Source organism: Streptomyces sp. NBC_01788 (genome assembly GCF_035917575.1).
Classification (GTDB): Bacteria; Actinomycetota; Actinomycetes; order Streptomycetales; family Streptomycetaceae; genus Streptomyces.
Map to the genome: position 1 here is coordinate 6,449,106 of NZ_CP109090.1, position 21,048 is coordinate 6,470,153.

Genomic DNA, 21,048 nt, shown 5'->3' on the forward strand with positions numbered 1-21,048 from the left:
GCCGGGGCTGGTTGGCCGAGGGTCAGCGGAGGGTTAGTTCGTGCGGCCGACCGTTACGTTCTGCTTGTTGTAGTTCTTGCCGTTGCCGTCGGGCTTGTAGTTCCGCTCGTAGTTGCCCGCGAGGTCCATGGAGAACCACTGGACGACGGTGTTCTTGTGGACTGTGATCTTCTCGGCGCCCTCGCGCATGCCCGCGGCGGCGAGCTTCGGCGAGTTCATCGTCGGGCGGCTGCCGTCGAGCGTGTAGTAGATGTTCGCCGGCTCGTCCACGGTGAAGGTGAACGTCGTCGAGGTGGCGGACGCGTCGGTCACCGCGAGCTTCGACGTGGGCTGCTGGTGGTCCTTGTCGTAGGCGCGGGCGACATCGAGGATGCCGATCTGGCCGTTGGAGAACTCCATGGCCTCCTCGTGGCCCTCGCTGAACGGGGGCTGGAAGCCGACCGCGTTGTACTTCTTGGTGGCCGGGTCGTAGAGGTCCGTGCCGACTTCGAAGTCCCAGCCGATGATGCCGTTGTTGTACCAGAACTCGTCGGCGCTGTTCCCGGCCGCCGAGTACAGCACGTCGACCACGGGGCCGGTGCGTCCCGGCTGGATGCCGGTGCCGCGCCAGTCCTGGACGGCGGACAGGATGTGGGTGGAGGCGTTCCAGAAGTAGTTCTCCGTGCCCATGTCCGTCCGCGGCAGCACCTCACGGCCGGCGGACTTGTACGCCCCCGGGGGCCACATGAAGTAGCCGCCGTAGGAGTGGGTGTTCATCGCGAACTTGATGTTCTTGAAGTTGTTCGCGAGCCACACCTCGTTGCGCGCTTCCGGCTCCGACAGCTTCGACGGACCTGAGTAGGTCTCGCCGGTGCAGCTGGTGCTGCCGCCGGTGTAGCCGTCGAAGCCACTGCCGACGGAGAAGTTGCGGTTGAGGTCGACGCCCCAGGAGTTGCGGCGTGCCGGGTCCGAGTTGTCCGCAGCACAGTAGTTGACCATGTTCTTACGCTGCATGTTGTAGTCGTACATTGAGTAGTGGGCGCCGTCGGGGTTCATCGTCGGGATGATGAAGATGTCAAGGTCGTTCACCAGCTTCTTGGTGTTCGCGTCCCGCGCGTAGTTGCGCAGCAACCGTTCGGCGGTCTCCACGCAGGTGATCGGGGTCACCCACTCGCGCGCGTGCTCCTGGCAGTAGAGGAACACACCGGTCTTCGAGCCGTCCCGGTGCTTGCCGATCCGGATCGCCTTCATCTGGAACGGCTCACGCGAGACGCTCGCCGGCGCCTTGAGGCCGTCGGTCAGCGGGGTCGCCGGGGCCGCGGCCACCACACCGGTGCCATTGCTGGTCCGGTAGAGGCTGGCGGTCACCAGCGTCGACACCGCCGCGTTGGCGTTGATGGCGTTCACGACCTGGCCCGCGGTGCTGGTGATCGCGCCGGAGGCGTCCGTGGCCAGGTTGACCACGAATTCCTTGCCGTTGACCGCGACCGACAGCGGAGCGTTGTTCGCTCCCGGGTTCTTCAGCGTGATGCTGAGGTCGTTGCCGCCCTTACTGCCGTACGCCTTGGAGGTCACGTAGAACGTGCTCGCCAGCGCGGTCCCCGAACCCGTGCCGAACTGCGCCTGCGCCTGGCGGCGGTAGCCGTTCGTCTTGTACGGGAGATTGATGATCTCCGAGATGTTCGGGAATTCCTTGGCGAGACCGACGACCCGGTCGGTGACCTCGGTCGGGTCCATGTAGTGGTCGACGAAGTCCGATACGTAGTTCGGGCTCGGTGCCTTGACCGGGTCACCCAGCCACTTGGTCACCGGCACGGTGATCGTGCCGCCGCGGCTGCTGGTGACGGTGACCGTGGTGGGGGCCTCGGTGATCGCCAGCGGCGCGCTGAACCGGTGGTACATGTACTGGCCGGCGTCGGTGAAGCGGGACATCGTCGCCGTCCCGCCGGAGCCGGGCTCGGTGCCCTTGCCACTGTTCCAAGAGGCGGTGAGGACGGTCTGGGCGTCCGTCGCGCTGGACTTCACCTCGACCGACAGGAACCGCTGGTCGTTGAGGCTGGTGAACCACTCGGCGCGCAGGGGCGTGAGCGTGTCAGCCTCGGCCGCGTCGGCGGCCTCGATCGCGACCGCCTGCGAACGGGTGCGCATGTTCGCGTTGTAATCGCCCTGGTCCGAAATGGGGTTCTGGACGTCGAAGCCCTGGTCGCGCAGGTTCTCGGTCTCATCAGGGCTGAGGACGGCGTGCACTTCGATGCCGTTGTCGACCGGCTTACTGTATTCGGCCAAATCGACACCCATGGCGTCGAGCTTGTCCACCCCCGACTTATCGGGGACGACGATGCGCATCAGTGCGACACCGTTCTGGGCGGTGCTGGAATCGCGGTCGGGTGTGACCGGTTGGCTCGTGGGGGCGCCGAGCGCCGGAAGGGCACTCATGGTGACCGCCAAGGGAATTGCGAGCAAGAGCGCGTAATGCCGCGCTCTGCGGGGACTCCTCATCGGGTTTCCTCCATCTGGCGCGCCCTCCCGAGACGGGGGTGTCAGTCGGGCGAGGCACCCAAGTTGTGGGAAGTCTGTTGGGAGAGGTAAAGCGCCGTCAAGATCTCCGCGGCCCCCAATCGGGACACTTCGCAACGGGGCTATTCACCCTGGGTATTCAGCGGAATTGGGTGATCTGAGAGGACGTTAAGTCCGGTTTTCCTTGGTTCGTGATCGCTCGATCGTGGGACTGTTCGTCTTACGAGCCGACCGTCGGTCATGCGCATGCTGGGATGCGGGCATGGGTCGAAGACCGTATCCGAGTGACTTGTCGGACGAGCGTTGGGCGTTGATCGAGCCAATGATCACGGCCTGGAAGCAGGACAGGGTGGCACGGTCGGCGACCGGTGATCCCGGGGCCTGCGATCTGAGGGAAGTCGTGAACGCGATCTTCTATCAGAACCGGGCGGGCTGTCAGTGGCGCTACCTGCCCCACGACTTCCCGGCCTGGTCAGCGGTGTTCTATTACTTCGGCCTGTGGCGCGAAGACGGTCCCGAAGACCACGACGGGACTGGACGCCAACAAGAGGTTGTCGGGCCGCAAGCGGGGACTGGCCGTCGTGGCGGATGCCAATCGGTGGATTGCCCCGGTGCTCGGCCTTCCCGAACTCCCCTTCGTCGACTTCGGTGACGTTTTGCTTCAAGACCGCCCCGACGGAGTTCACTGGAAGACTGCTCCCCTGGTGGACTACGCCAACGGCCGCGCCTTCGCGTGGGTGGACGACGAACAGAGCGACCTGGACCAGGCGTACGTGACCACCCACCACCGCGCACGTGGCCTTCTGCACCACGTCAACCCGCGGATCGGCCTGAGAGAGGACGACTGCCGGTCTCTTGCCGACTTCGCCCGTTCTTTGGGTACTTCACAAGCCACCGGCTGAGCCTGTCCTCAACCCATCGGGGAGCTCTGCCCCGGACTCCGTGATCATTGCGAGACAGCCCTTAGAGGCCCTTGGAGGTTGTCTCACGTGGCAAGTTTCGCGAGCTTCTTGTAGCAGGTCAGGGCGGCGGCCATGGCCAGGCCTCGGCTCTGCCAGTCGTTGCGGACCATGTACGGGATCTTGAGACCACGAGCAGCCCATGGCAGGCTCATGCCGCATGATTGATGAATTCGCGAAAGACAACCTGCACGGGAGGCTGCGGCGGGACCGCAAGGCGCTGCTCTGGAAACTCGACGGCTTGTCCGAATACGACGCCCGCCGGCCTTTGACAGCGACCGGGACCAACCTCCTCGGCCTGGTCAAACACGTGGCCAGCGTCGAGGCCAGGTACTTCGGCGAGGTCTTCGACCGCCCTTCCCCGGAACCGCTGCCCCGGTGGCAGGACTCCGACGGCAGCGATCTGTGGGCGACCGAGGACGAGACCCGCGATCAGATCATCGGGTTCTACCGGCGCACGTGGGAGCACTCGGACGCGACGATCAACGAGCTTCCCCTGGACGCCCCCGGCCACGTGCCGTGGTGGCCGGAGCCTTATGCCGACACGAACCTGTTCGCCGTCATGGTCCATGTCCTCGGCGAGTCCATCCGGCATGCCGGGCACGCCGATATCCTGCGCGAGGGCCTCGACGGCCGGACCGGGTTGCGCGCCGAACACGAGAAGCCGATCGACGAGGAAGCCCGTGCCGCCTACTGCGCGAAGATCGAGCAGGCCGCCAGGTCGGCCGCACCAATCAAGGCTTAGTCCTCGCCCCGGTAGATGGGCGTGAGCCGGTTCCAGACCGGGCCGTCGGGCCTGACCGCTGGACCGACCAGGACCGTCAAGAGCGTCTTTTCCACGTACGCGCGCTGCTCCACGAAGTCCAGATCGTCCCACACACGGCGTAGGTCGACCGGTTGTCCTGTGGCGCGCAGTACGCGGCGGCGCCACTCGTTGCGCTCGTTGAGCAGTCGACGTTCCGTCGCCTCCGCCTTCGCCAGGAACGCGAAGAAGCGCTCTTTGCTGACGAGCCTCTGCTTGCGATGCTCTGTCCAGTCGGCAACGTCTTCCCGGATTCGGGCCAGCTCTTCTCCGCCGACCCACTCTTCGGGAACCGACGTCGCTTCCCGCTCCTGGGCCTCCTCCTCGTACTTGGCGATCACAAGCATCTTGAGCGCACGGTCGGTATCCGGCCCGGAGACACGGATCCCGCCGCATCCGTAGCCGCTCCGCTTGTCGGGGCAGGTGTAGTAGAAGAACCCTTCAGGCTTGTTCCGGCTCGCCGGCGCCTTCATCGCGCGCAAGCGGCCTCCGCACCCGTTCTTGTCGTACCGCAGAGTGCCTGTCCCCAGGTACTTCCGGGCGTTGTACGCGTCGCCGGGCTCAGGGGACTTGCCGATGATTTCGGTGATGGTCTCCCAGTCGGCCACCGAGATGACCGGGTCCCACTGGCCCCTGACCGTTTCCCCGTCGTCATCGAGGACGGGCTCAACCCGGACGCTCTCGGTCCCGGTCTCCGGGTTGAACTCCCGAACCTTCTTCGAGCGGTAACCGCAGATGCGGGGGTTGCGAAGTACCTGTTTCACGGTGTCCTTGCTCCACCCCTTGCCCCGCATCGTGGTGATGCTTTGCTTGTTCCAATCGGCTGCGATCGTCCTGGGGGACGCTCCGGTGCGGGGCCGGCCGGTGGTCAGGCGGGGCGGTGGCCGTTCTCCAGTTCCGCCGTGCCCGTGCCGTCGGCGAGGACGTCGAGGGCGATCAGGACGCGGCGGCCCAGGGCGCCCGGCAGGTGGGCGGCGAGGTCGTCGCGGGCGACCAGGCGCCAGGACAGGAGTTCCTCCTCCTGGAGGCGGATCGCCTTGAGGTCGTCGTCGGTGAGGAGCCCGCCGTCGTAGACGTACGCCACCAGCGGCGGCCGTCCGGTCCCGGGGACCCAGTCCACGGTGAGCAGCCGCCCCGGCTCGCGGTCGAGACCGATCTCCTCCAGCGTCTCGCGGCGAGCGCCCTGGCGCGGGGTCTCCCCGTCGTCGGACTCGACGGTGCCGCCGGGCAGCGTCCAGCCGTCCCGGTAGTTGGGCTCGACGAGGAGCACGTGACCCTCCGCGTCACGGAAGACGCAGGCGGCGGCGGCGAGGACCCGGGGGAGCCCGGCGATGTACGTGGCGTAGTCCGCAGTGGTCATCCAAGAAGGGTAACGAGCCTCGTGACAGTCGGTGCGACCCGCCGAAGCGCCGGTCCCGCACCCCAGGTGCCGGGACCGGCGTCCGGCGTGCTCACATCCGGGCGGCGACCTTTCGGGCCAGCTCCTCCAGACGCCGGTCGTTGTCCGCCCGGTCCGCCACCACGGTCATCGCGACCCAGGTGCCCGACTTGCGGAACAGGAGCCCGAACGTCCCGTGGTCCTTGTCGTCGTAGGCGGTCGCCTCGTCGCCGATGCCGGCGAGCGGCTTGCGATCGGCTGCCCGGAGCATGTCGTCCATGAACTGCCGGGCCTCGTCCCCCTGGATGGTGGACGCGATCGGTACCCCCTCGTGGGTGTATCTGCAGCCGCCCGCGGTGTCCTCGCTCTTCTGTCCCTCGACGGTTGTGCCTCCCAGCTCCTGCGCCTCCTGAAGGGAGATGAGCGCGCAGGGGTCCGCCTGGGCCTTCTTCGGCGGAGCGGAGGGGGCGGATCCCCCCTGTGAAACAGTCGCGGAAGGCGCGGTGCCGGCCGCGGGCGCCTTCTCGCCGGAGCCGCCGCAGCCTGCCAGGCCGAGGACGGCGAGCAGAGTCGTGGACAGCAGTGCCGAGCCTCGGTGCACACGGGTCATGGTCATGGCGTTCTCCTGGTTTCTGGCGTCGTTTCTGGAGTGGCTTCTGTGTCTCTGTGTCTCTGTGTCTCTGTGTTTCTGCGTTTCTGCGTTTCTGCCGACCGTCAGGGCTGGTGGGGACGTTGCCGGACCAGGATCCCGGCTCGCGGGGTGAGAGTCCGCGTGTGTGCGGATTGGTGACCGTGGCGTGTTCATGTTGTGAAGAAGGGTGAGAAGACCGGACGGAACGCACCATGCCGTAGCAGAAGTCGGCGGGTACCGGGTCCCGCCGGTCCGGTTCCCTCAGGCGTCGAGGAGGGCCAGACGCAGGGTGCGTTCGGCGAGTTCGCTGATGCGGACGCCGTCGAAGCCGAAGACCGCGCTGCGGACCGTGTCCTCGAGGGGGTCCTTCCACTGGGCCGGTACGGTCGCCGCGCCCGTCATGACGCCCGCCACCGAGCCGGCCGTCGCGCCGTTGGAGTCGGTGTCCAGGCCGGCGCGGACGGTCAGCGCGAGGGTGCGGGTGAAGTCGCCGCCGCCGTAGAGCAGACCGGCCGTGATGACGGCGGCGTTCGGGACCGTGTGGATCCAGCCGAGGCCCGCGGTCTCGTCCGCGAGCACGTCGAGCGTCTCCTCCCAGGGCAGGCCGGCCTCGTGCAGGGCGACCGTCCGGCGCACCGTGCGGGCCAGACGGCTGCCGGCCGGGATCACCGTCAGCGCGGTGTCGACGGCGGCGCGGACGGTCGGCGTGGTGAAGGCCGCCGCGATCAGTGCCGCCGCCCACATGGCGCCGTAGACGCCGTTGCCGGTGTGCGACAGCACCGCGTCGCGGCGGGCCAGCGAGGCGGCGCGGCGCGGGTCGCCGGGGCTGGTCCAGCCGTGGATGTCGGCGCGGATCAGGGCGCCGATCCACTCCTGGTACGGGTTGCCGTACGTGGCCGTCAGGGGCGGCTTGAGCCCGTTGGCGAGATTGCGGTATGCGGCCCGCTCCGCGGTGAACGTCTGGAGGTACGGCAGGCGCAGCAGCCACAGCTCGCCGACCTGCTCGGTGGTGAAGCCGAAGCCGTGCGTCTCCAGGAGGTCCAGGCCCAGGATCGCGTAGTCGACGTCGTCGTCGCGGCAGCTGCCGTGGATCCGGCCGCGTACGCAGCTCCGCCACTCGGGACGCAGCGGCGGGCCGTCGTGGTCGACGGCCGGTTCGGGGAGGTAGTCGGTGAGCGGCCGCGCGCCGGCCGCGCGCAGATAGTGGTCGATGCGGTCGCGCGTCCACACCTCGCCCTGCTCCACCGGCTTGCCGAGCATGTTGCCGGCGATCCGGCCGAGCCAGCCGCCGAGGATGCGGTCGGCGAGCCCCGGTCCGGCGTCCACGGCGGTGTCCACAGCGCTCATGGAAACCGGTCTACCCGATTCCGGGGGTGGTCGCGCGGGGTTCACCGGCACGTCAGGGGCTTCTCACGGTCCGGGCGGGGCATGACGGCGGGGGCGGTCGCCGGTTAAGGTCGCAACGGCGCGACTGGCCCTGACCTGTGGGGCCCCGGAGAGCAAGGGGATGTCAAGGTGGCGGACGCTGCAGTGCGAGGCACCCGGCGGGTGCTGGTCGCCGCGGACAAGTTCAAGGGATCGCTGACGGCCGTGCAGGTCGCCGAGCGTGTGACGGCCGGGTTGCGCCGGGTCGCGCCGGACGTGGAGGTGGAGGCGCTGCCCGTCGCCGACGGCGGCGACGGGACCGTGGACGCGGCGGTCGCGGCCGGGTTCGAGCGCCGGGAGGTACGGGTCGAGGGTCCCCTCGGGGACGAGGTGACCGCCGCGTTCGCGCTGCGCGGTGACACGGCGGTCGTGGAGATGGCCGAGGCCAGTGGGTTGCAGCGGCTGCCCGCCGGTGTGTTCGCGCCGCTCACGGCCTCCACGTACGGCTCCGGGGAGCTGCTGCGGGCCGCGCTGGACGCGGGGGCGCGCACGATCGTGTTCGGCGTGGGCGGGAGCGCGACGACCGACGGGGGCGCGGGGATGCTGTCCGCGCTCGGGGCGCGGTTCCTGGACGCGGACGGGGAGCCGATCCCTCCGGGGGGTGGGGGGCTGGCGGAACTCGCCCGGGCCGACCTGTCCGGGCTCGACCCGCGGCTCGCCGCGGTGGAGCTGGTGCTCGCCAGTGACGTCGACAATCCGCTGACCGGGCCGAAGGGTGCGCCGGCGGTCTACGGGCCGCAGAAGGGTGCGTCGGCGGAGGACGTGGCGACGCTGGACGCGGCGCTCGCGCACTTCGCGAAGGTGCTGGAGGGTGTGGGCGGGGCCGGGGCCGGGGCTGGGAGCCTGGCCGCCGAGTACGCGGCGTCGCCGGGGGCGGGTGCGGCGGGTGGTATCGGGTTCGGGGCGATGCTGCTCGGGGCGCGGTTCCAGGCCGGGATCGAGGTCATGCTCGATGTGCTGGGCTTCGCCCCGGCGCTGGAGCGGGCCTCTTTGGTGATCACCGGTGAGGGATCCCTGGACGAGCAGACGCTGCACGGGAAGGCTCCGGCCGGGGTCGCGGCGGCGGCGCGGGCGGCGGGGAAGGATGTCGTCGCGGTCTGCGGGCGGCTGGCGCTGGGGCCGGAGGTTCTGGAACGTGCCGGGATTCGGCGCGCGTACGCGTTGACGGAGGTCGAGCCGGACGTTGCCACGTGCATCGCGGAGGCGGGGCCGATCCTGGAGCGGGTCGCCGAACGAATCGGCACCGACTGTCTGGGCTGAGTCGCGCCCTGCCCACCGGCCTGTGGGGCGCCTTTTTTCCGGGGCTCCGCCCCGGTTCTCGCCCACCCGCCCGCCCGACTCGGTGGGTGCGGGGGTGCCCGTTCCCTGGGGCTCCGCCTCAGACCCCGGCGCGGCTGCGTGCCGATTCTCGCCCGCCGCCCGCCCGGCACGGTGGGTCGAGGGGGCTGTGCCTTGGGGCTCCGCGGCAGCCGCGCCGGGGCTCCGCCCTGGTTCTCGCCCACCCGCCCGCCCGACTCGGTGGGTCGAGGGGGCCGTGCCCTGGGGCTCCGCCCCAGCACCCCGGCGGGGCTGCGCCCCTGCACCCCCGGGCGGGGCTCCGCCCCGGACCTTGGCGGGCTCCGCCGCAGTCCGCGCCGGGGTTCCGCCCCAGTTGTGGCCCACCCGCCCGCCCGACTCGGTGGGTGCGGGGGTGCCCGTTCCCTGGGGCTCCGCCCCAGACCCCGGCGCGGCTGCGCCCCTGCACCCCAGGGCTCCGCCCCAGCACCCCGGCGGGGCTGCGCCCCTGCACCCCAGGGCTCCGCCCCAGCACCCCGGCGGGGCTGCGCCCCTGCACCCCAGGGCTCCGCCCCTGCACCCCGCAGGGGTGCGCCCGTGTGCCCCGGCGGGGCTTCGTCCCAGGCCTCGGTGGCTCCGCCCCCTGTGTCCCGGCGGGGCTTCGCCCCAGGCCTTGCCCCCGCGGGGATGCGCTCCCTCCGTCGCCTCCCCCCCCCAGCCCCCCCCCGCGCTCGGTCCCCCCGGACCCGGTCCGCGCCCCCGGCATCCCACCTCACAGCGAAGGGCCCCGAACCTCTCGGTTCGGGGCCCTTCGGTGTTCCGTGGGTGCAGCGGAGCGTTACGGCTGGGCCGCTCGTGCCTCGCGGCGGTTGTCGCGGAAGTTGTTCACTCGGCGGGCCGTGGCGAAGAGGGGGATCACCGCGCCCATGACCAGTTGCAGGGCGCAGCCGGTCTGGAGGAGGAGCTGGCCGCTGGGGGCGTCGAAGGCCCAGGCTGCCAGGAGACCCATCGAGAGGACGATCCAGGACAGCATGGCCACCGCGAGGCGGCCCCTCGGCTTCGGGTACTCCACGCGGCTCACCATCAGCCATGCCGTGCCGACGATCGCCAGCAGCGTGGCCACGAAGGGCAGCTCCAGCAGGACGATGGAGACCACCGTCAGCGCGCCGAAGGGTGACGGCATGCCCTGGAACATGCCGTCCTTCAGCGTCACGCAGGAGAACCTGGCGAGCCGCAGGACTACCGCCAGCAGCACCACGATCGCGCCGAGGGCCGCCACCCTCTGATGGGCGTCGTCCGCGACCATGCCGTAGACGAGGACGAAGTACGCCGGCGCCAGGCCGAAGCTGATCAGGTCGGAGAGGTTGTCCAGCTCGGCGCCCATGGGGGAGGAGCGCAGCTTCCTCGCGACCAGGCCGTCGAACAGGTCGAAGACCGCCGCGCACAGCATCAGGATGACCGCCGTGGCGGCGCTGTGCCGGGCCATGCCCGCCGACTCGTCGTTGCCGGTCAGGTGCGGGATCAGGATGCCGGTGGTGGTGAAGTACACCGCCATGAAGCCGCAGGTCGCGTTGCCCAGGGTGAGGGTGTCCGCTATCGACAGCCGCAACGAGAGGGGCATCTCCTCCTCTTCGTCCACCTCGTCCGCCTCCGGCACCCAGCCGGCCTGGGTCTCGGGATCAATCACGGTCAATGCGAGTCACCCCAGCCACGGTCTTCTGGCCGACCTCGACCGCGACGTCCACACCCTCGGGCAGGTACAGGTCGACGCGCGAGCCGAAACGGATCAGACCGACCCGCTCGCCCTGCTCGACCTTGGTGCCGGACGGGATGTAGGGGACGATGCGGCGGGCCACCGCGCCGGCGATCTGCACCATCTCGATGTCGCCGAGCTCGGTGTCGAAGTGCCAGACGACCCGCTCGTTGTTCTCGCTCTCCTTGTTGAAAGCCGGAACGAAACCGCCGGGGACGTGCTCGACCGACGTGACCGTGCCGGAGAGCGGGGCGCGGTTGACGTGGACGTTCAGCGGGCTCATGAAGATCGCGACGCGCGTACGGCCGTCCTTCCACGGCATGATGCTCTGCACCACACCGTCGGCCGGCGAGATGACGCGACCCTGGGCGATCTCGCGCTCGGGGTCCCGGAAGAACCACAGCATTCCCGCCGCCAGCGCGGTGGCGGGAACGGCTACGGCCTTGGCAGCACCCGAGCGGCGGGCGCGCAGCAGGCTGACGGCCGCGGTGGCGACGGTCGGGAGAAGCCACGGCGATGCTCCGCGCGCAAGGCGTACGCCGGCCAGGCTGTCACGATGTGCAGGGGTTTGGCTGTGGGGCATGGATGACCTTCGTAAGCGGATGATGCCGCGCTTTCGACGGGGGACGGCGGCTTTCCGCGATCGTAGCGGTTAAGGGCCACAACTGGGTAAGCCGAGCTGCCGAGTCGGCTGTCGAACACCGTTGACGGGGTGTGATCTTCTTCTCGAAGAAAACACCCCGTAGACGGACATTCAGCCCTGGAACCGATACTCTTCGAGCAGTCTGCGGCCGATGATCATTTTCTGGATCTCGGCGGTGCCTTCACCGATGAGCAACATGGGGGCCTCACGGTACAGGCGCTCGATCTCGTACTCCTTGGAGAAGCCGTACCCGCCGTGGATGCGGAACGCGTCCTCGACGACCTCCTTGCAGTATTCGGAGGCCAGGTATTTTGCCATGCCTGCCTCAAGGTCATTGCGCTCGCCCGAGTCCTTCTTACGGGCGGCGTTGACCATCATGGCATGGGCGGCCTCGACCTTGGTGGCCATCTCCGCCAGTTTGAACTGGATGGCCTGGTGCTGGGCGATCGGCTTGCCGAAGGTGTGGCGCTGCTGGGCGTAGGCCACGCCGAGCTCGAAGGCGCGCTGGGCGACGCCGCAGCCCCGGGCGGCGACGTTCACCCGGCCGACCTCGACGCCGTCCATCATCTGGTAGAAGCCGCGCCCCGTGGCGCCGCCGAGCACCCGGTCGGCGGGTACGCGCAGGCCGTCCATGATGAGTTCGGTGGTGTCGACGCCCTTGTAGCCCATCTTGTCGATCTTGCCGGGGATGGTGAGGCCGGGGCGGACCTCGCCGAAGCCGGGCTCCTTCTCCACCAGGAAGGTCGTCATCGACTTGTGGGGCGCGGTGCCCTCCGGGTGACCCTCGTCACTGCGGACCAGGACGGCGACGAGGGAGGAGGTGCCGCCGTTGGTCAGCCACATCTTCTGGCCGGTCAGGACGTACTCTCCCCCACTCTCGACTGCGCTCGAGCGGGAGGTGCCCCCATCGTCCTTGACCGCCTTGGAGGTGATCGCCGACACGTCGGAGCCCAGGCCCGGCTCCGACATGGAGAAGGCGCCGCGGATGTCGCCGGCCGCCATCCGGGGCAGGAAGTGGTCCTTCTGTTCCTGCGTGCCGTGCTGCTTGAGCATGTACGCGACGATGAAGTGGGTGTTGATGATGCCGGACACCGACATCCAGCCGCGGGCGATCTCCTCCACGCACAGCGCGTAGGTGAGGAGCGACTCGCCCAGGCCCCCGTACTCCTCGGGGATCATCAGACCGAACAGGCCCAGTTCCCTCAGGCCGTCCACGATCGCTTGCGGATACTCGTCGCGGTGCTCCAGTCCGGTCGCGACCGGGATGATCTCCTTGTCGACAAAGTCACGGACGGTGGAGACGATCTCCTGCTGCACGTCCGTCAGACCGGCGGTCTGGGCGAGTCGGGCCATGGCCTACTTCCCCTGCTCCCTGGGTTCCGAACTGGGTGTGTCGCCCCGCAGGGGCGTCGTTTGAGGGTGATGGTGGGAGACGGGCGGGCGGCCGGGCTGCTCGCCGCCGCGCTCCTTGGTGTACGTCTCGGTCGGCACCATCACCTTGCGGCGGAAGGTGCACACCAGCGTGCCGTCCTGCTTGTAGCCCCTGGTCTCGACGTGGACGATGCCGCGGTCGCTCTTCGACTTCGACGGCCACTTGTCCAGCACCGTCGTCTCGCCGTAGACCGTGTCGCCGTGGAAGGTCGGCGCCACATGCTTGAGCGACTCGATCTCCAGGTTGGCGATGGCCTTGCCGGAGACGTCCGGGACGGACATGCCGAGCAGCAGGGAGTAGATGTAGTTGCCCACGACGACGTTCCTGCCGAAGTCGGTCGTCTTCTCGGCGTAGTTGGCGTCCATGTGGAGCGGGTGGTGGTTCATGGTGAGGAGGCAGAACAGATGGTCGTCGTACTCCGTGACCGTCTTGCCCGGCCAGTGCTTGTAGACCGCCCCGACCTCGAACTCCTCGTAGGTCCGTCCGAACTGCATGCCGCTCAGGCCTTTCTAGTCGGTGGGCATCTCGAACTTCGACGTGCGCCGCATGCCGGCCGCGCGGCCCTTGCCCGCGACCACCAGCGCCATCTTCCGGCTGGCCTCGTCGATCATCTCGTCGCCGAGCATCGCCGAGCCCTTCTTGCCACCCGCCTCGGACGTGCAGTACTCGTACGCGTCCAGGATCAGCTCGGCGTGGTCGTAGTCCTCCTGGGAGGGCGAGAACACCTCGTTGGCGGCCTCCACCTGACCGGGGTGCAGCACCCACTTGCCGTCGAAGCCGAGCGCGGCGGCCCGCCCCGCCACCTCACGGAAGCCCTCGACGTTGCGGATCTGCAGGTAGGGACCGTCGATCGCCTGGAGGTCGTTGGCACGCGCGGCCATCAGGATCTTCATCAGGATGTAGTGGTAGGCGTCCGCCGGATAGCCGGGCGGCTGCTCGCCCACGACGAGCGACTTCATGTTGATCGACGCCATGAAGTCGGCCGGGCCGAAGACGATCGTCTCGAGCCGCCCGGAGGCCTGCGCGATCTCGTTGACGTTGTTCAGGCCCCGGGCGTTCTCGATCTGCGCCTCGATGCCGATGCGGCCCACCTCGAAGCCCATCGTCTTCTCGATCTGCGTCAGCAGCAGGTCCAGCGCCACCACCTGCTGGGCGTCCTGCACCTTCGGCAGCATCACGCAGTCCAGGTTCTGGCCCGCGCCCTCGACCACCGTCACGACGTCGCGGTACGTCCACTCCGTCGTCCAGTCGTTGACCCGCACCACCCTGGTCTTGCCCGTCCAGTCGCCCTCGTTGAGGAACTTGACGATGGTGTGCCGCGCCTCCGGCTTCGCCAGCGGCGCGCAGGCGTCCTCCAGGTCCAGGAACACCTGGTCGGCGGCCAGCCCCTGCGCCTTCTCCAGGAAACGGGGGTTCGAGCCCGGTACGGCCAGACAGGAGCGCCGGGGACGAAGGCGGTCGAAAGAAGGCCGTGCGGCGGAGCCGCCCGTTGGAAGGGTGGTGGTGGGCGACGGGTGGGCGGTCATGCGGGGACCTCCAAGGGGTCGAGCTTGTTCGCTTTCCGGATCTCGTCGACGATACGGCCGATGATCCCGGTGATGTCGAAGTCCTTCGGGGTGAACACCGCGGCCACTCCGGCGGCCCTGAGCTGCTCGGCGTCGCCGTTCGGGATGATCCCGCCGGCGATCACCGGGATGTCGGCGGCGCCGGCCCGGCGCAGCCGCTCCAGCACGTCCGGCACGAGCCGGGCGTGCGAGCCGGACAGGATGGACAGGCCGACCGCGTGCACGTCCTCGGCGAGGGCCGCGTCCACGATCTGCTCGGGGGTGAGCCGTATGCCCTGGTAGACCACCTCGAACCCGGCGTCGCGGGCCCGTACGGCGATCTGCTCGGCGCCGTTGGAGTGGCCGTCCAGGCCCGGCTTGCCGACCAGGAAGCGCAGCTTGCCCACACCGAGGTCACGGGCCGTCAGTTCCACCCGGCGGCGCACCCCGGCCATCGCCGAGCCCTCCTCGGCGGTGACGGCGACCGGCGCCGACGACACGCCGGTGGGCGCCCGGAACTCGCCGAACACCTCGCGCAGGGCCCCGGCCCACTCGCCGGTCGTGACACCCGAGCGGGCGCACTCCAGCGTGGCCTCCATGAGGTTGCCGGTGCCCTTGGCCGCCTCCTTCAGCCGCTCCAGCGCCTTGCAGGGGCGCGGGTGGTTGAACGGCGGCTGGTAGCGGGTGTCGCGCCAGCGCAGGAGCGAGTCGGTCACGCGGGTCTCGACCGCCGGGTCGACCGTCTGGATCGCGGTGTCCAGATCGGCGGTGAGCGGGTTCGGTTCGGTGCCCTCGAACACGTTGACGCCGACGATCTTCTCCTGGCCCGACTCGATCCGGGCCCGGCGCTCGGCGTGCGAGGCGACCAGCTGCGACTTCAGGTAGCCGGACTCCACGGCGGCCATCGCGCCGCCCAGCTCCTGGATGTGCTCCATCTCGGCGAGCACCGCCTCGACCAGGTCCGCCACCTTCGCCTCGATCACCTTCGAGCCCTCGAAGATGTCCTCGTACTCCAGCAGGTCCGACTCGTAGGCCAGCACCTGCTGGATGCGCAGGGACCACTGCTGGTCCCAGGGCCTGGGCAGGCCGAGGGCCTCGTTCCAGGCCGGCAGCTGCACGGCACGCGCACGTGCGTCCTTGGAGAGGGTGACGGCCAGCATCTCCAGGACGATCCGCTGGACGTTGTTCTCCGGCTGCGCCTCGGTCAGGCCGAGGGAGTTGACCTGGACGCCGTAGCGGAAACGGCGGTGCCTGGGGTCCTCGATGCCGTACCGCTCGCGGGTGATCCGGTCCCAGACGCGGCCGAACGCCCGCATCTTGCACATCTCCTCGACGAAGCGGACGCCCGCGTTCACGAAGAAGGAGATCCGTCCGACGACGTCACCCATGCGCTCCTGGGGCACCTGGCCGCTGTCGCGCACCGCGTCCAGGACGGCGATCGCGGTGGACATCGCGTACGCGATCTCCTGCACCGGCGTGGCGCCTGCCTCCTGGAGGTGGTAGCTGCAGATGTTGATCGGGTTCCACTTGGGCATGTGGGAGACCGTGTACGCGATCATGTCCGTGGTCAGCCGGAGGCTCGGGCCCGGCGGGAAGACATGGGTGCCGCGGGACAGGTACTCCTTGACGATGTCGTTCTGGGTCGTGCCCTGGAGCTTGGTGATGTCCGCGCCCTGCTCCTCCGCGACGACCTGGTACAGCGCCAGCAGCCACATGGCGGTGGCGTTGATGGTCATCGAGGTGTTCGTCTGCTCCAGGGGGATGTCCTGGAACAGCCGGCGCATGTCGCCGAGGTGCGCGACCGGCACGCCGACCCGGCCGACCTCGCCGCGGGCGAGGATGTGGTCGGGGTCGTAGCCGGTCTGCGTCGGCAGGTCGAACGCCACCGACAGACCGGTCTGGCCCTTGGCGAGGTTGCGCCGGTACAGCTCGTTGGAGGCCTCGGCCGTGGAGTGGCCCGCGTAGGTGCGCATGAGCCACGGCCGGTCTCTGTCCCCGTGGGCCCTGGGTGTCTGACGCTCACTCATGTGCGCCTCTCAGATGTTCCGGAAGCGGTTGATGGCGTCGATGTGCCGGGCGCGCATCTCCTCGTCGCGCACGCCGAGGCCCTCCTCGGGCGCCAGGCACAGCACGCCGACCTTGCCCTGGTGCAGGTTGCGGTGCACGTCGTACGCCGCCTGCCCGGTGTCCTCGAGGGAGTAGACCCGGGACAGCGTGGGGTGGATCTTCCCCTTGGCGATGAGGCGGTTGGCCTCCCAGGCCTCGCGGTAGTTGGCGAAGTGGGAGCCGATGATGCGCTTCAGGGACATCCACAGGTAGCGGTTGTCGTACTCGTGGGTGTAGCCCGAGGTGGAGGCGCAGGTGACGACGGTGCCGCCCTTGCGGGTGACGTAGACGCTCGCGCCGAACGTCTCGCGGCCGGGGTGCTCGAAGACGATGTCGACGTCCTCGCCGCCGGTGAGTTCGCGGATGCGCTTGCCGAAGCGCTTCCACTCCTTGGGGTCCTGGGTGTGCTCGTCCTTCCAGAACCGGTAGTTCTCGGCGGTGCGGTCGATGATCGCCTCGGCGCCCATGGCGCGGCAGATGTCCGCCTTCTGTTCGCTGGAGACGACGCAGACGGGGGTCGCGCCGCCGGCGAGGGCGAACTGCGTGGCGTAGCTGCCGAGTCCGCCGCTCGCGCCCCAGATGAGCACGTTGTCGCCCTGCTTCATGCCGGCGCCGTTGCGGGAGACGAGCTGGCGGTAGGCGGTGGAGTTGACCAGGCCGGGGGCGGCGGCCTCCTCCCAGCTCAGATGGCCGGGCTTGGGCATCAGCTGGTTGGACTTGACGAGCGCGACCTCGGCGAGGCCGCCGAAGTTGGTCTCGAAGCCCCAGATGCGCTGCTCCGGGTCGAGCATCGTGTCGTTGTGGCCGTCGCTGGACTCCAGCTCGACGGAGAGGCAGTGCGCGACGACCTCGTCACCGGGGTGCCAGGCGTTGACGCCGGGGCCGGTGCGCAGGACGACGCCGGCCAGGTCGGAACCGATGATGTGGTACGGCAGGTCGTGGCGCCTGGTGAGTTCGCTGAGCCGGCCGTAGCGCTCCAGGAAGCCGAACGTCGACAGCGGCTCGAAGATCGAGGTCCACACCGAGTTGTAGTTGACCGAGGAGGCCATGACGGCCACCAGGGCCTCACCGGGGCCCAGCTCGGGCACCGGCACCTCGTCCAGGTGCAGGGACTTGCGCGGGTCCTTGTCGCGGGTGGCGAGCCCGGCGAACATCTCCGTCTCGTCCTTGTGCACGGTGATCGCGCGGTACGACTCGGGCAGTGGCAGGGCGGCGAAGTCGGCGGACGCGGCGTCCGGCGACTGGATCGCCTCCAGGATGTCCTTCACGGTCACGGTGTTGCCTCCGGCGTCGAGCGCCCCGGGGGAGGGGCGCTGAGGGTTACGTCGGTGCTGCTGAGGGGCGGTGAGGGGGCCGGCGGTCCGGCCGGGTGCCGCCGGTTCGGCGGCTGGGGCTTTCGGCAGCGCTTTGTGGCGCGGGAGGTTGCCTGTGACGCAGGCGTCCGGGCGTGCGAGCCGCCATTGGCTTGCTGGGACAGCCGGCGTGCGTGCGGTTCTGCCGCCCGCCGGCCGCCCGGACACCTTCAACGTATGACACCGCGTGTCATCCTGCAAGGCACTCAGTGCCAGAATTTTCGCTCAGACGAAAACTTTGCGCAACAGATGAGCGATGATCGATCGAACGGGGCTGCCGAGCCGACGGAAAAGGGGCTCCGACATGCCAAAACGGCCACCCCGTGGGGTGGCCGTGAGTACGTGCGCGTGCATGGTCCTCGCTGTCGCGAGGCCTCTCAGCGCTCTTTCAGCGCCTCCTCGATGGTGCGCATGACCTCTTCCAGCGGGGCGTCGGTGCGGGCGACCGCCACCAGCACCTCGCCCTGCTGGGACACCGCCGCCGAGGGCCCGGGACCGGACCCGGGCGCCGCCGCGCGGCCGGCCCCGATACCGGTGCCGAACGTCTTGCGCACGATCGCGAAGGCGTGGTCGAGCTGCGCCTCGACGTCTCCCCGGCCCTCGGCCCGCAGCCAGCGTCGCAGCACGTGGTTGTGCGCGGTGACCACGGCGGACGCGGCGACCTCCGCGAGCAGCGGGTCGTCGTTGGCGTCGTCGGCGTGCACCCGCTCGTCGAAGTGACCCAGCAGATAACGCGTGAACAGGCGCTCGTAACGGGCCACGGAGGCGATCTCCGCCTCGCGCAGCGTGGGCACCTCGCGGGTCAGCCGGTAGCGGGCGACCGAGATCTCCGGCTGCGCCGCGTACATCTTCATGACTTCCTTGATGCCCCGGCACACCGTGTCGAGCGGATGCTCGTGCGCGGGGGCCGCGTTCAGGACGGCCTCGGCGCGGATCAGGGTGTCGTCGTGGTCGGGGAAGATGGCCTCTTCCTTGGAACGGAAGTGGCGGAAGAAGGTGCGCCGGGCGACCCCGGCCGCCGCGGCGATCTCGTCGACCGTGGTCGCCTCGTACCCCTTGGTAGCGAACAGCTCCATCGCGGCGGCCGCCAGCTCCCGGCGCATCTTGAGCCGTTGGGCGGCCGCGCGGGAGCCCGCGGCGCTCTCCGGCGCGTCGGGCGTGGCGGGTGTACGTGTGGACCTGGCGGGCTGGGGCATGACCCGAACGTACTGCATGTGCGCGGCCTGGTGCGCACGTCCCCGCCTTCCTCCGTCCCCGGTGGACGGGGGAGCGGCCGCCGGCTCCAGCAGGCCGCCCCACTCCCGTCCGTCCGCGAACCGGTCGCCGGAGCGGTCAGCGCCGGGCATATTCGCGGAAGCCGCGGCCCGTCTTGCGGCCGAGGCAGCCCGCGGCCACCAGATGCTCCAGGAGCGGGGCCGGGGCCAGGCCCGGGTCGCGGAACTCGCGGTGCAGGACCCTCTCGATGGCCAGCGAGACGTCCAGGCCGACGACGTCGAGCAGTTCGAACGGGCCCATGGGATAGCCGCCGCCGAGCTTCATCGCCGCGTCGATGTCGTCCAGGGACGCGTAGTGCTCCTGCACCATCTTGACGGCGTTGTTGAGGTACGGGAACAGCAGGGCGTTGACGATGAAGCCCGCGCGGTCCCCGCAGTCGACGGCGTGCTTCTTGACCCTGGCGCACACCTCGCGGACCGTCGCGTGGACGTCGTCCGCCGTCAGCACCGTGCGGACGACCTCGACGAGCTTCATCGCCGGCGCCGGGTTGAAGAAGTGCATGCCGATCACCTCGTGCGGGCGCGAGGTGGCGCGGGCGCAGGCGACCACGGGGAGCGAGGAGGTGGTGGTGGCCAGGATCGCGCCCGGCTTGCACACCTTGTCCAGTGCCGCGAACAACTGCTGCTTGACCTCCAGGTCCTCGGCGACGGCCTCGACCGCGAGATCCACGTCGGCGAAGTCGTCGAGGCTGCCGGTCGCCGTGATCAGGTCCAGGGTCCGCGCGGCGGCCTCGGCGGTCAGCCGCCCCTTGTCGACGGAGCGGGAAAGCGACTTGCCGATACGGGCCTTGGCGGTCTGCGCCTTCTCCGCGCTGCGGGCGGCCAGCACGACCTCGTACCCGGCCTTCGCGAACACCTCGGCGATCCCGGAGGCCATGGTGCCCGAGCCGGCGACGCCGACGGAGCGCACCGGGCGGCCGGGGCCGAGGACGTCGCCGGACGGCGGGGTCAGCGCGTCCCGCACGACGGCGCCGCTGCCCGGTGCCTCGTAGGTGTAGAAGCCGCGGCCCGCCTTGCGGCCCGTGAGGCCGGCCTCGCTGAGCTGCTTCAGGATCGGCGCGGGTGCGTGCAGCCGGTCGCGGGACTCGGTGTACATGGCCTCCAGGACCGTGCGCGCGGTGTCGACACCGATCAGGTCGAGCAGTGCCAGCGGGCCCATCGGCAGTCCGCAGCCGAGCCGCATCGCGGCGTCGATGTCCTCGCGGGAGGCGTACCTGGCCTCGTACATCGCGGCGGCCTGGTTGAGGTAGCCGAACAGCAGCCCGTCGGCGACGAATCCGGGCCGGTCGCCGACCGCGACGGGCTCCTTGCCGAGTTCCAGGGCGAGGTCGGTGACCGCCTGAACGGCTTGCGGGGCGGTCAGCACCGAGGAGACGATCTCGACCAGCCGCATGGCCTGCGCGGGGTTGAAGAAGTGCACTCCCAGCACCCGCTCCGGGTGGGCGGAGTCGGCGGCCAGGCGGGTCACCGACAGGGCGTTGGTGCCGGTGGCCAGGATCGCCCCCGGCCGCACGATGCCGTCCAGTTCCCGGAAGATCTGCTGCTTGGTCTCGTACGACTCCGGCGCCACCTCGATGACCAGGTCGGCGCCGGCCGCCGCGGTCAGGTCGGTGCACGTGCGCACGCGGGCGAGCGCGTCCGTGCGCTCCCGCTCGGTCAGGCGCCCGCGTTCCACGGCGCGGGCGGTGGAGTGCTCCAGGGCGGCGACGCACTGGGCGGCCGCCGCCTCGCTGATGTCGATGCCGACGACCTCGCGGCCCGCACGGGCCAGGACCTCGGTGATGCCGGTGCCCATGGTGCCGAGGCCGACGACGGCGATCGTCTTCAGCGGGGACAGGGAGGTGTCGGAGAGGGGAGCGGCCATCGCGGGACTCCAGGAATGAGAGTGACGACTGGGAACGCGTCCCGGGGACGCCGAAGGGCGTACCGGGTGCGGAAGGAAGGAATCTGCGGGTGTTGCCGGGCCGGGAGCGCACGC

At 69.7% G+C, this 21,048-nt stretch carries 17 protein-coding genes and 2 pseudogenes; 4 read left to right on the forward strand and 15 right to left on the reverse strand.

All coding sequences use genetic code 11. The annotated features are described in order from the left end of the window. Window positions 1–33: 33 nt before the first annotated feature. Window positions 34–2,415 carry a M14 family metallopeptidase gene (locus OIE49_RS29170; RefSeq protein ID WP_326804867.1) on the reverse strand — a complete coding sequence of 794 codons (2,382 nt, stop codon included), beginning with the start codon at window positions 2,413–2,415 and terminating at the stop codon, window positions 34–36. 343 nt (window positions 2,416–2,758) lie between these two features. Between OIE49_RS29170 and OIE49_RS29175 the strand changes: the two are divergent. Both OIE49_RS29175 and OIE49_RS29180 read left to right on the forward strand, forming a co-directional pair. Further along, window positions 2,759–3,077: pseudogene (locus OIE49_RS29175) on the forward strand (transposase); the annotation flags it as partial. 6 nt (window positions 3,078–3,083) lie between these two features. Beyond that, window positions 3,084–3,398, forward strand: a pseudogene (locus OIE49_RS29180) (hypothetical protein); the annotation flags it as partial. Between the two features lie 83 nt (window positions 3,399–3,481). On the opposite strand, the gene OIE49_RS29185 reads toward OIE49_RS29180, so the two are convergent. Beyond that, complete coding sequence (locus OIE49_RS29185; protein ID WP_279595812.1) at window positions 3,482–3,610, reverse strand: hypothetical protein; 129 nt, start codon at window positions 3,608–3,610, stop codon at window positions 3,482–3,484. Window positions 3,611–3,615: 5 nt separating this feature from the next. On the opposite strand from OIE49_RS29185, the gene OIE49_RS29190 reads away from it, so the two are divergent. After that, window positions 3,616–4,200: a DinB family protein gene (locus OIE49_RS29190; RefSeq protein WP_326804868.1), complete on the forward strand. Its 585-nt coding sequence runs from the start codon at window positions 3,616–3,618 to the stop codon at window positions 4,198–4,200. On the opposite strand, the gene OIE49_RS29195 is transcribed toward OIE49_RS29190, so the two are convergent. The 4 genes from OIE49_RS29195 to OIE49_RS29210 all read right to left on the reverse strand — a co-directional run bounded on the left by OIE49_RS29195 (window position 4,197) and on the right by OIE49_RS29210 (window position 7,613). Next, complete coding sequence (locus OIE49_RS29195) at window positions 4,197–5,129, reverse strand: recombinase family protein (RefSeq protein ID WP_326806354.1); 933 nt, start codon at window positions 5,127–5,129, stop codon at window positions 4,197–4,199. The two genes, OIE49_RS29190 and OIE49_RS29195, sit on opposite strands and share 4 nt — an antisense overlap. Further along, complete coding sequence (locus tag OIE49_RS29200; protein WP_326804869.1) at window positions 5,126–5,617, reverse strand: NUDIX hydrolase; 492 nt, start codon at window positions 5,615–5,617, stop codon at window positions 5,126–5,128. The genes OIE49_RS29195 and OIE49_RS29200 overlap by 4 nt, the downstream gene beginning before the upstream one ends. Before the next feature lie 91 nt (window positions 5,618–5,708). After that, window positions 5,709–6,251 carry a DUF3558 family protein gene (locus OIE49_RS29205; RefSeq protein ID WP_326804870.1) on the reverse strand — a complete coding sequence of 181 codons (543 nt, stop codon included), beginning with the start codon at window positions 6,249–6,251 and terminating at the stop codon, window positions 5,709–5,711. Between the two features lie 276 nt (window positions 6,252–6,527). After that, window positions 6,528–7,613, reverse strand: a complete 1,086-nt coding sequence (locus OIE49_RS29210) for an ADP-ribosylglycohydrolase family protein (protein WP_326804871.1) — start codon at window positions 7,611–7,613, stop codon at window positions 6,528–6,530. Window positions 7,614–7,796: 183 nt separating this feature from the next. Here OIE49_RS29210 and OIE49_RS29215 point away from each other — a divergent pair, with 183 nt between their 5' ends. Beyond that, window positions 7,797–8,951 carry a glycerate kinase gene (locus OIE49_RS29215; protein ID WP_326806355.1) on the forward strand — a complete coding sequence of 385 codons (1,155 nt, stop codon included), beginning with the start codon at window positions 7,797–7,799 and terminating at the stop codon, window positions 8,949–8,951. Between the two features lie 853 nt (window positions 8,952–9,804). On the opposite strand, the gene pssA is transcribed toward OIE49_RS29215, so the two are convergent. From pssA to OIE49_RS29260, 9 genes are all read right to left on the reverse strand, one after another. Further along, entirely contained in the window at window positions 9,805–10,623 is an 819-nt protein-coding gene (gene pssA, locus OIE49_RS29220) for a CDP-diacylglycerol--serine O-phosphatidyltransferase (protein ID WP_326806356.1), read from the reverse strand. A gap of 22 nt (window positions 10,624–10,645) precedes the next feature. Beyond that, window positions 10,646–11,302 (reverse strand): phosphatidylserine decarboxylase, encoded by a 657-nt coding sequence (locus OIE49_RS29225; RefSeq protein ID WP_100566584.1) that lies wholly within the window; start codon window positions 11,300–11,302, stop codon window positions 10,646–10,648. A gap of 171 nt (window positions 11,303–11,473) precedes the next feature. Beyond that, window positions 11,474–12,715: an acyl-CoA dehydrogenase family protein gene (locus tag OIE49_RS29230; protein ID WP_326804872.1), complete on the reverse strand. Its 1,242-nt coding sequence runs from the start codon at window positions 12,713–12,715 to the stop codon at window positions 11,474–11,476. 3 nt (window positions 12,716–12,718) lie between these two features. Next, complete coding sequence (locus tag OIE49_RS29235; protein WP_326804873.1) at window positions 12,719–13,288, reverse strand: MaoC family dehydratase; 570 nt, start codon at window positions 13,286–13,288, stop codon at window positions 12,719–12,721. 15 nt (window positions 13,289–13,303) lie between these two features. Further along, the gene (locus OIE49_RS29240) at window positions 13,304–14,320 is read right to left on the reverse strand and encodes an HpcH/HpaI aldolase/citrate lyase family protein (protein WP_326804874.1); all 1,017 of its coding nucleotides are present in this window, start codon (window positions 14,318–14,320) and stop codon (window positions 13,304–13,306) included. Continuing rightward, window positions 14,317–16,365: a protein meaA gene (locus OIE49_RS29245; RefSeq protein WP_326804875.1), complete on the reverse strand. Its 2,049-nt coding sequence runs from the start codon at window positions 16,363–16,365 to the stop codon at window positions 14,317–14,319. The genes OIE49_RS29240 and OIE49_RS29245 overlap by 4 nt, the downstream gene beginning before the upstream one ends. Window positions 16,366–16,374: 9 nt before the next feature. Continuing rightward, window positions 16,375–17,712 carry a crotonyl-CoA carboxylase/reductase gene (gene ccrA / locus OIE49_RS29250; protein ID WP_326806357.1) on the reverse strand — a complete coding sequence of 446 codons (1,338 nt, stop codon included), beginning with the start codon at window positions 17,710–17,712 and terminating at the stop codon, window positions 16,375–16,377. A 461-nt stretch (window positions 17,713–18,173) separates the two neighbouring features. Continuing rightward, window positions 18,174–18,992: a TetR family transcriptional regulator gene (locus tag OIE49_RS29255; RefSeq protein ID WP_326804876.1), complete on the reverse strand. Its 819-nt coding sequence runs from the start codon at window positions 18,990–18,992 to the stop codon at window positions 18,174–18,176. Between the two features lie 136 nt (window positions 18,993–19,128). Next, window positions 19,129–20,934 (reverse strand): 3-hydroxyacyl-CoA dehydrogenase family protein, encoded by a 1,806-nt coding sequence (locus OIE49_RS29260; protein ID WP_326804877.1) that lies wholly within the window; start codon window positions 20,932–20,934, stop codon window positions 19,129–19,131. Window positions 20,935–21,048 lie beyond the last annotated feature (114 nt).

Coding starts and splice junctions, on each gene's coding strand:
- OIE49_RS29235 (WP_326804873.1), bottom strand. CDS start 13,288: ATGCAGTTCGGACGGACCTACGAGGAGTTCGAGGTCGGGGCGGTCTAC.
- OIE49_RS29185 (WP_279595812.1), bottom strand. CDS start 3,610: ATGAGCCTGCCATGGGCTGCTCGTGGTCTCAAGATCCCGTACATGGTC.
- OIE49_RS29225 (WP_100566584.1), bottom strand. CDS start 11,302: ATGCCCCACAGCCAAACCCCTGCACATCGTGACAGCCTGGCCGGCGTA.
- OIE49_RS29240 (WP_326804874.1), bottom strand. CDS start 14,320: ATGACCGCCCACCCGTCGCCCACCACCACCCTTCCAACGGGCGGCTCC.
- OIE49_RS29190 (WP_326804868.1), top strand. CDS start 3,616: ATGATTGATGAATTCGCGAAAGACAACCTGCACGGGAGGCTGCGGCGG.
- OIE49_RS29255 (WP_326804876.1), bottom strand. CDS start 18,992: ATGCCCCAGCCCGCCAGGTCCACACGTACACCCGCCACGCCCGACGCG.
- OIE49_RS29200 (WP_326804869.1), bottom strand. CDS start 5,617: ATGACCACTGCGGACTACGCCACGTACATCGCCGGGCTCCCCCGGGTC.
- OIE49_RS29245 (WP_326804875.1), bottom strand. CDS start 16,365: ATGAGTGAGCGTCAGACACCCAGGGCCCACGGGGACAGAGACCGGCCG.
- OIE49_RS29205 (WP_326804870.1), bottom strand. CDS start 6,251: ATGACCATGACCCGTGTGCACCGAGGCTCGGCACTGCTGTCCACGACT.
- OIE49_RS29260 (WP_326804877.1), bottom strand. CDS start 20,934: ATGGCCGCTCCCCTCTCCGACACCTCCCTGTCCCCGCTGAAGACGATC.
- OIE49_RS29230 (WP_326804872.1), bottom strand. CDS start 12,715: ATGGCCCGACTCGCCCAGACCGCCGGTCTGACGGACGTGCAGCAGGAG.
- OIE49_RS29210 (WP_326804871.1), bottom strand. CDS start 7,613: ATGAGCGCTGTGGACACCGCCGTGGACGCCGGACCGGGGCTCGCCGAC.
- OIE49_RS29170 (WP_326804867.1), bottom strand. CDS start 2,415: ATGAGTGCCCTTCCGGCGCTCGGCGCCCCCACGAGCCAACCGGTCACA.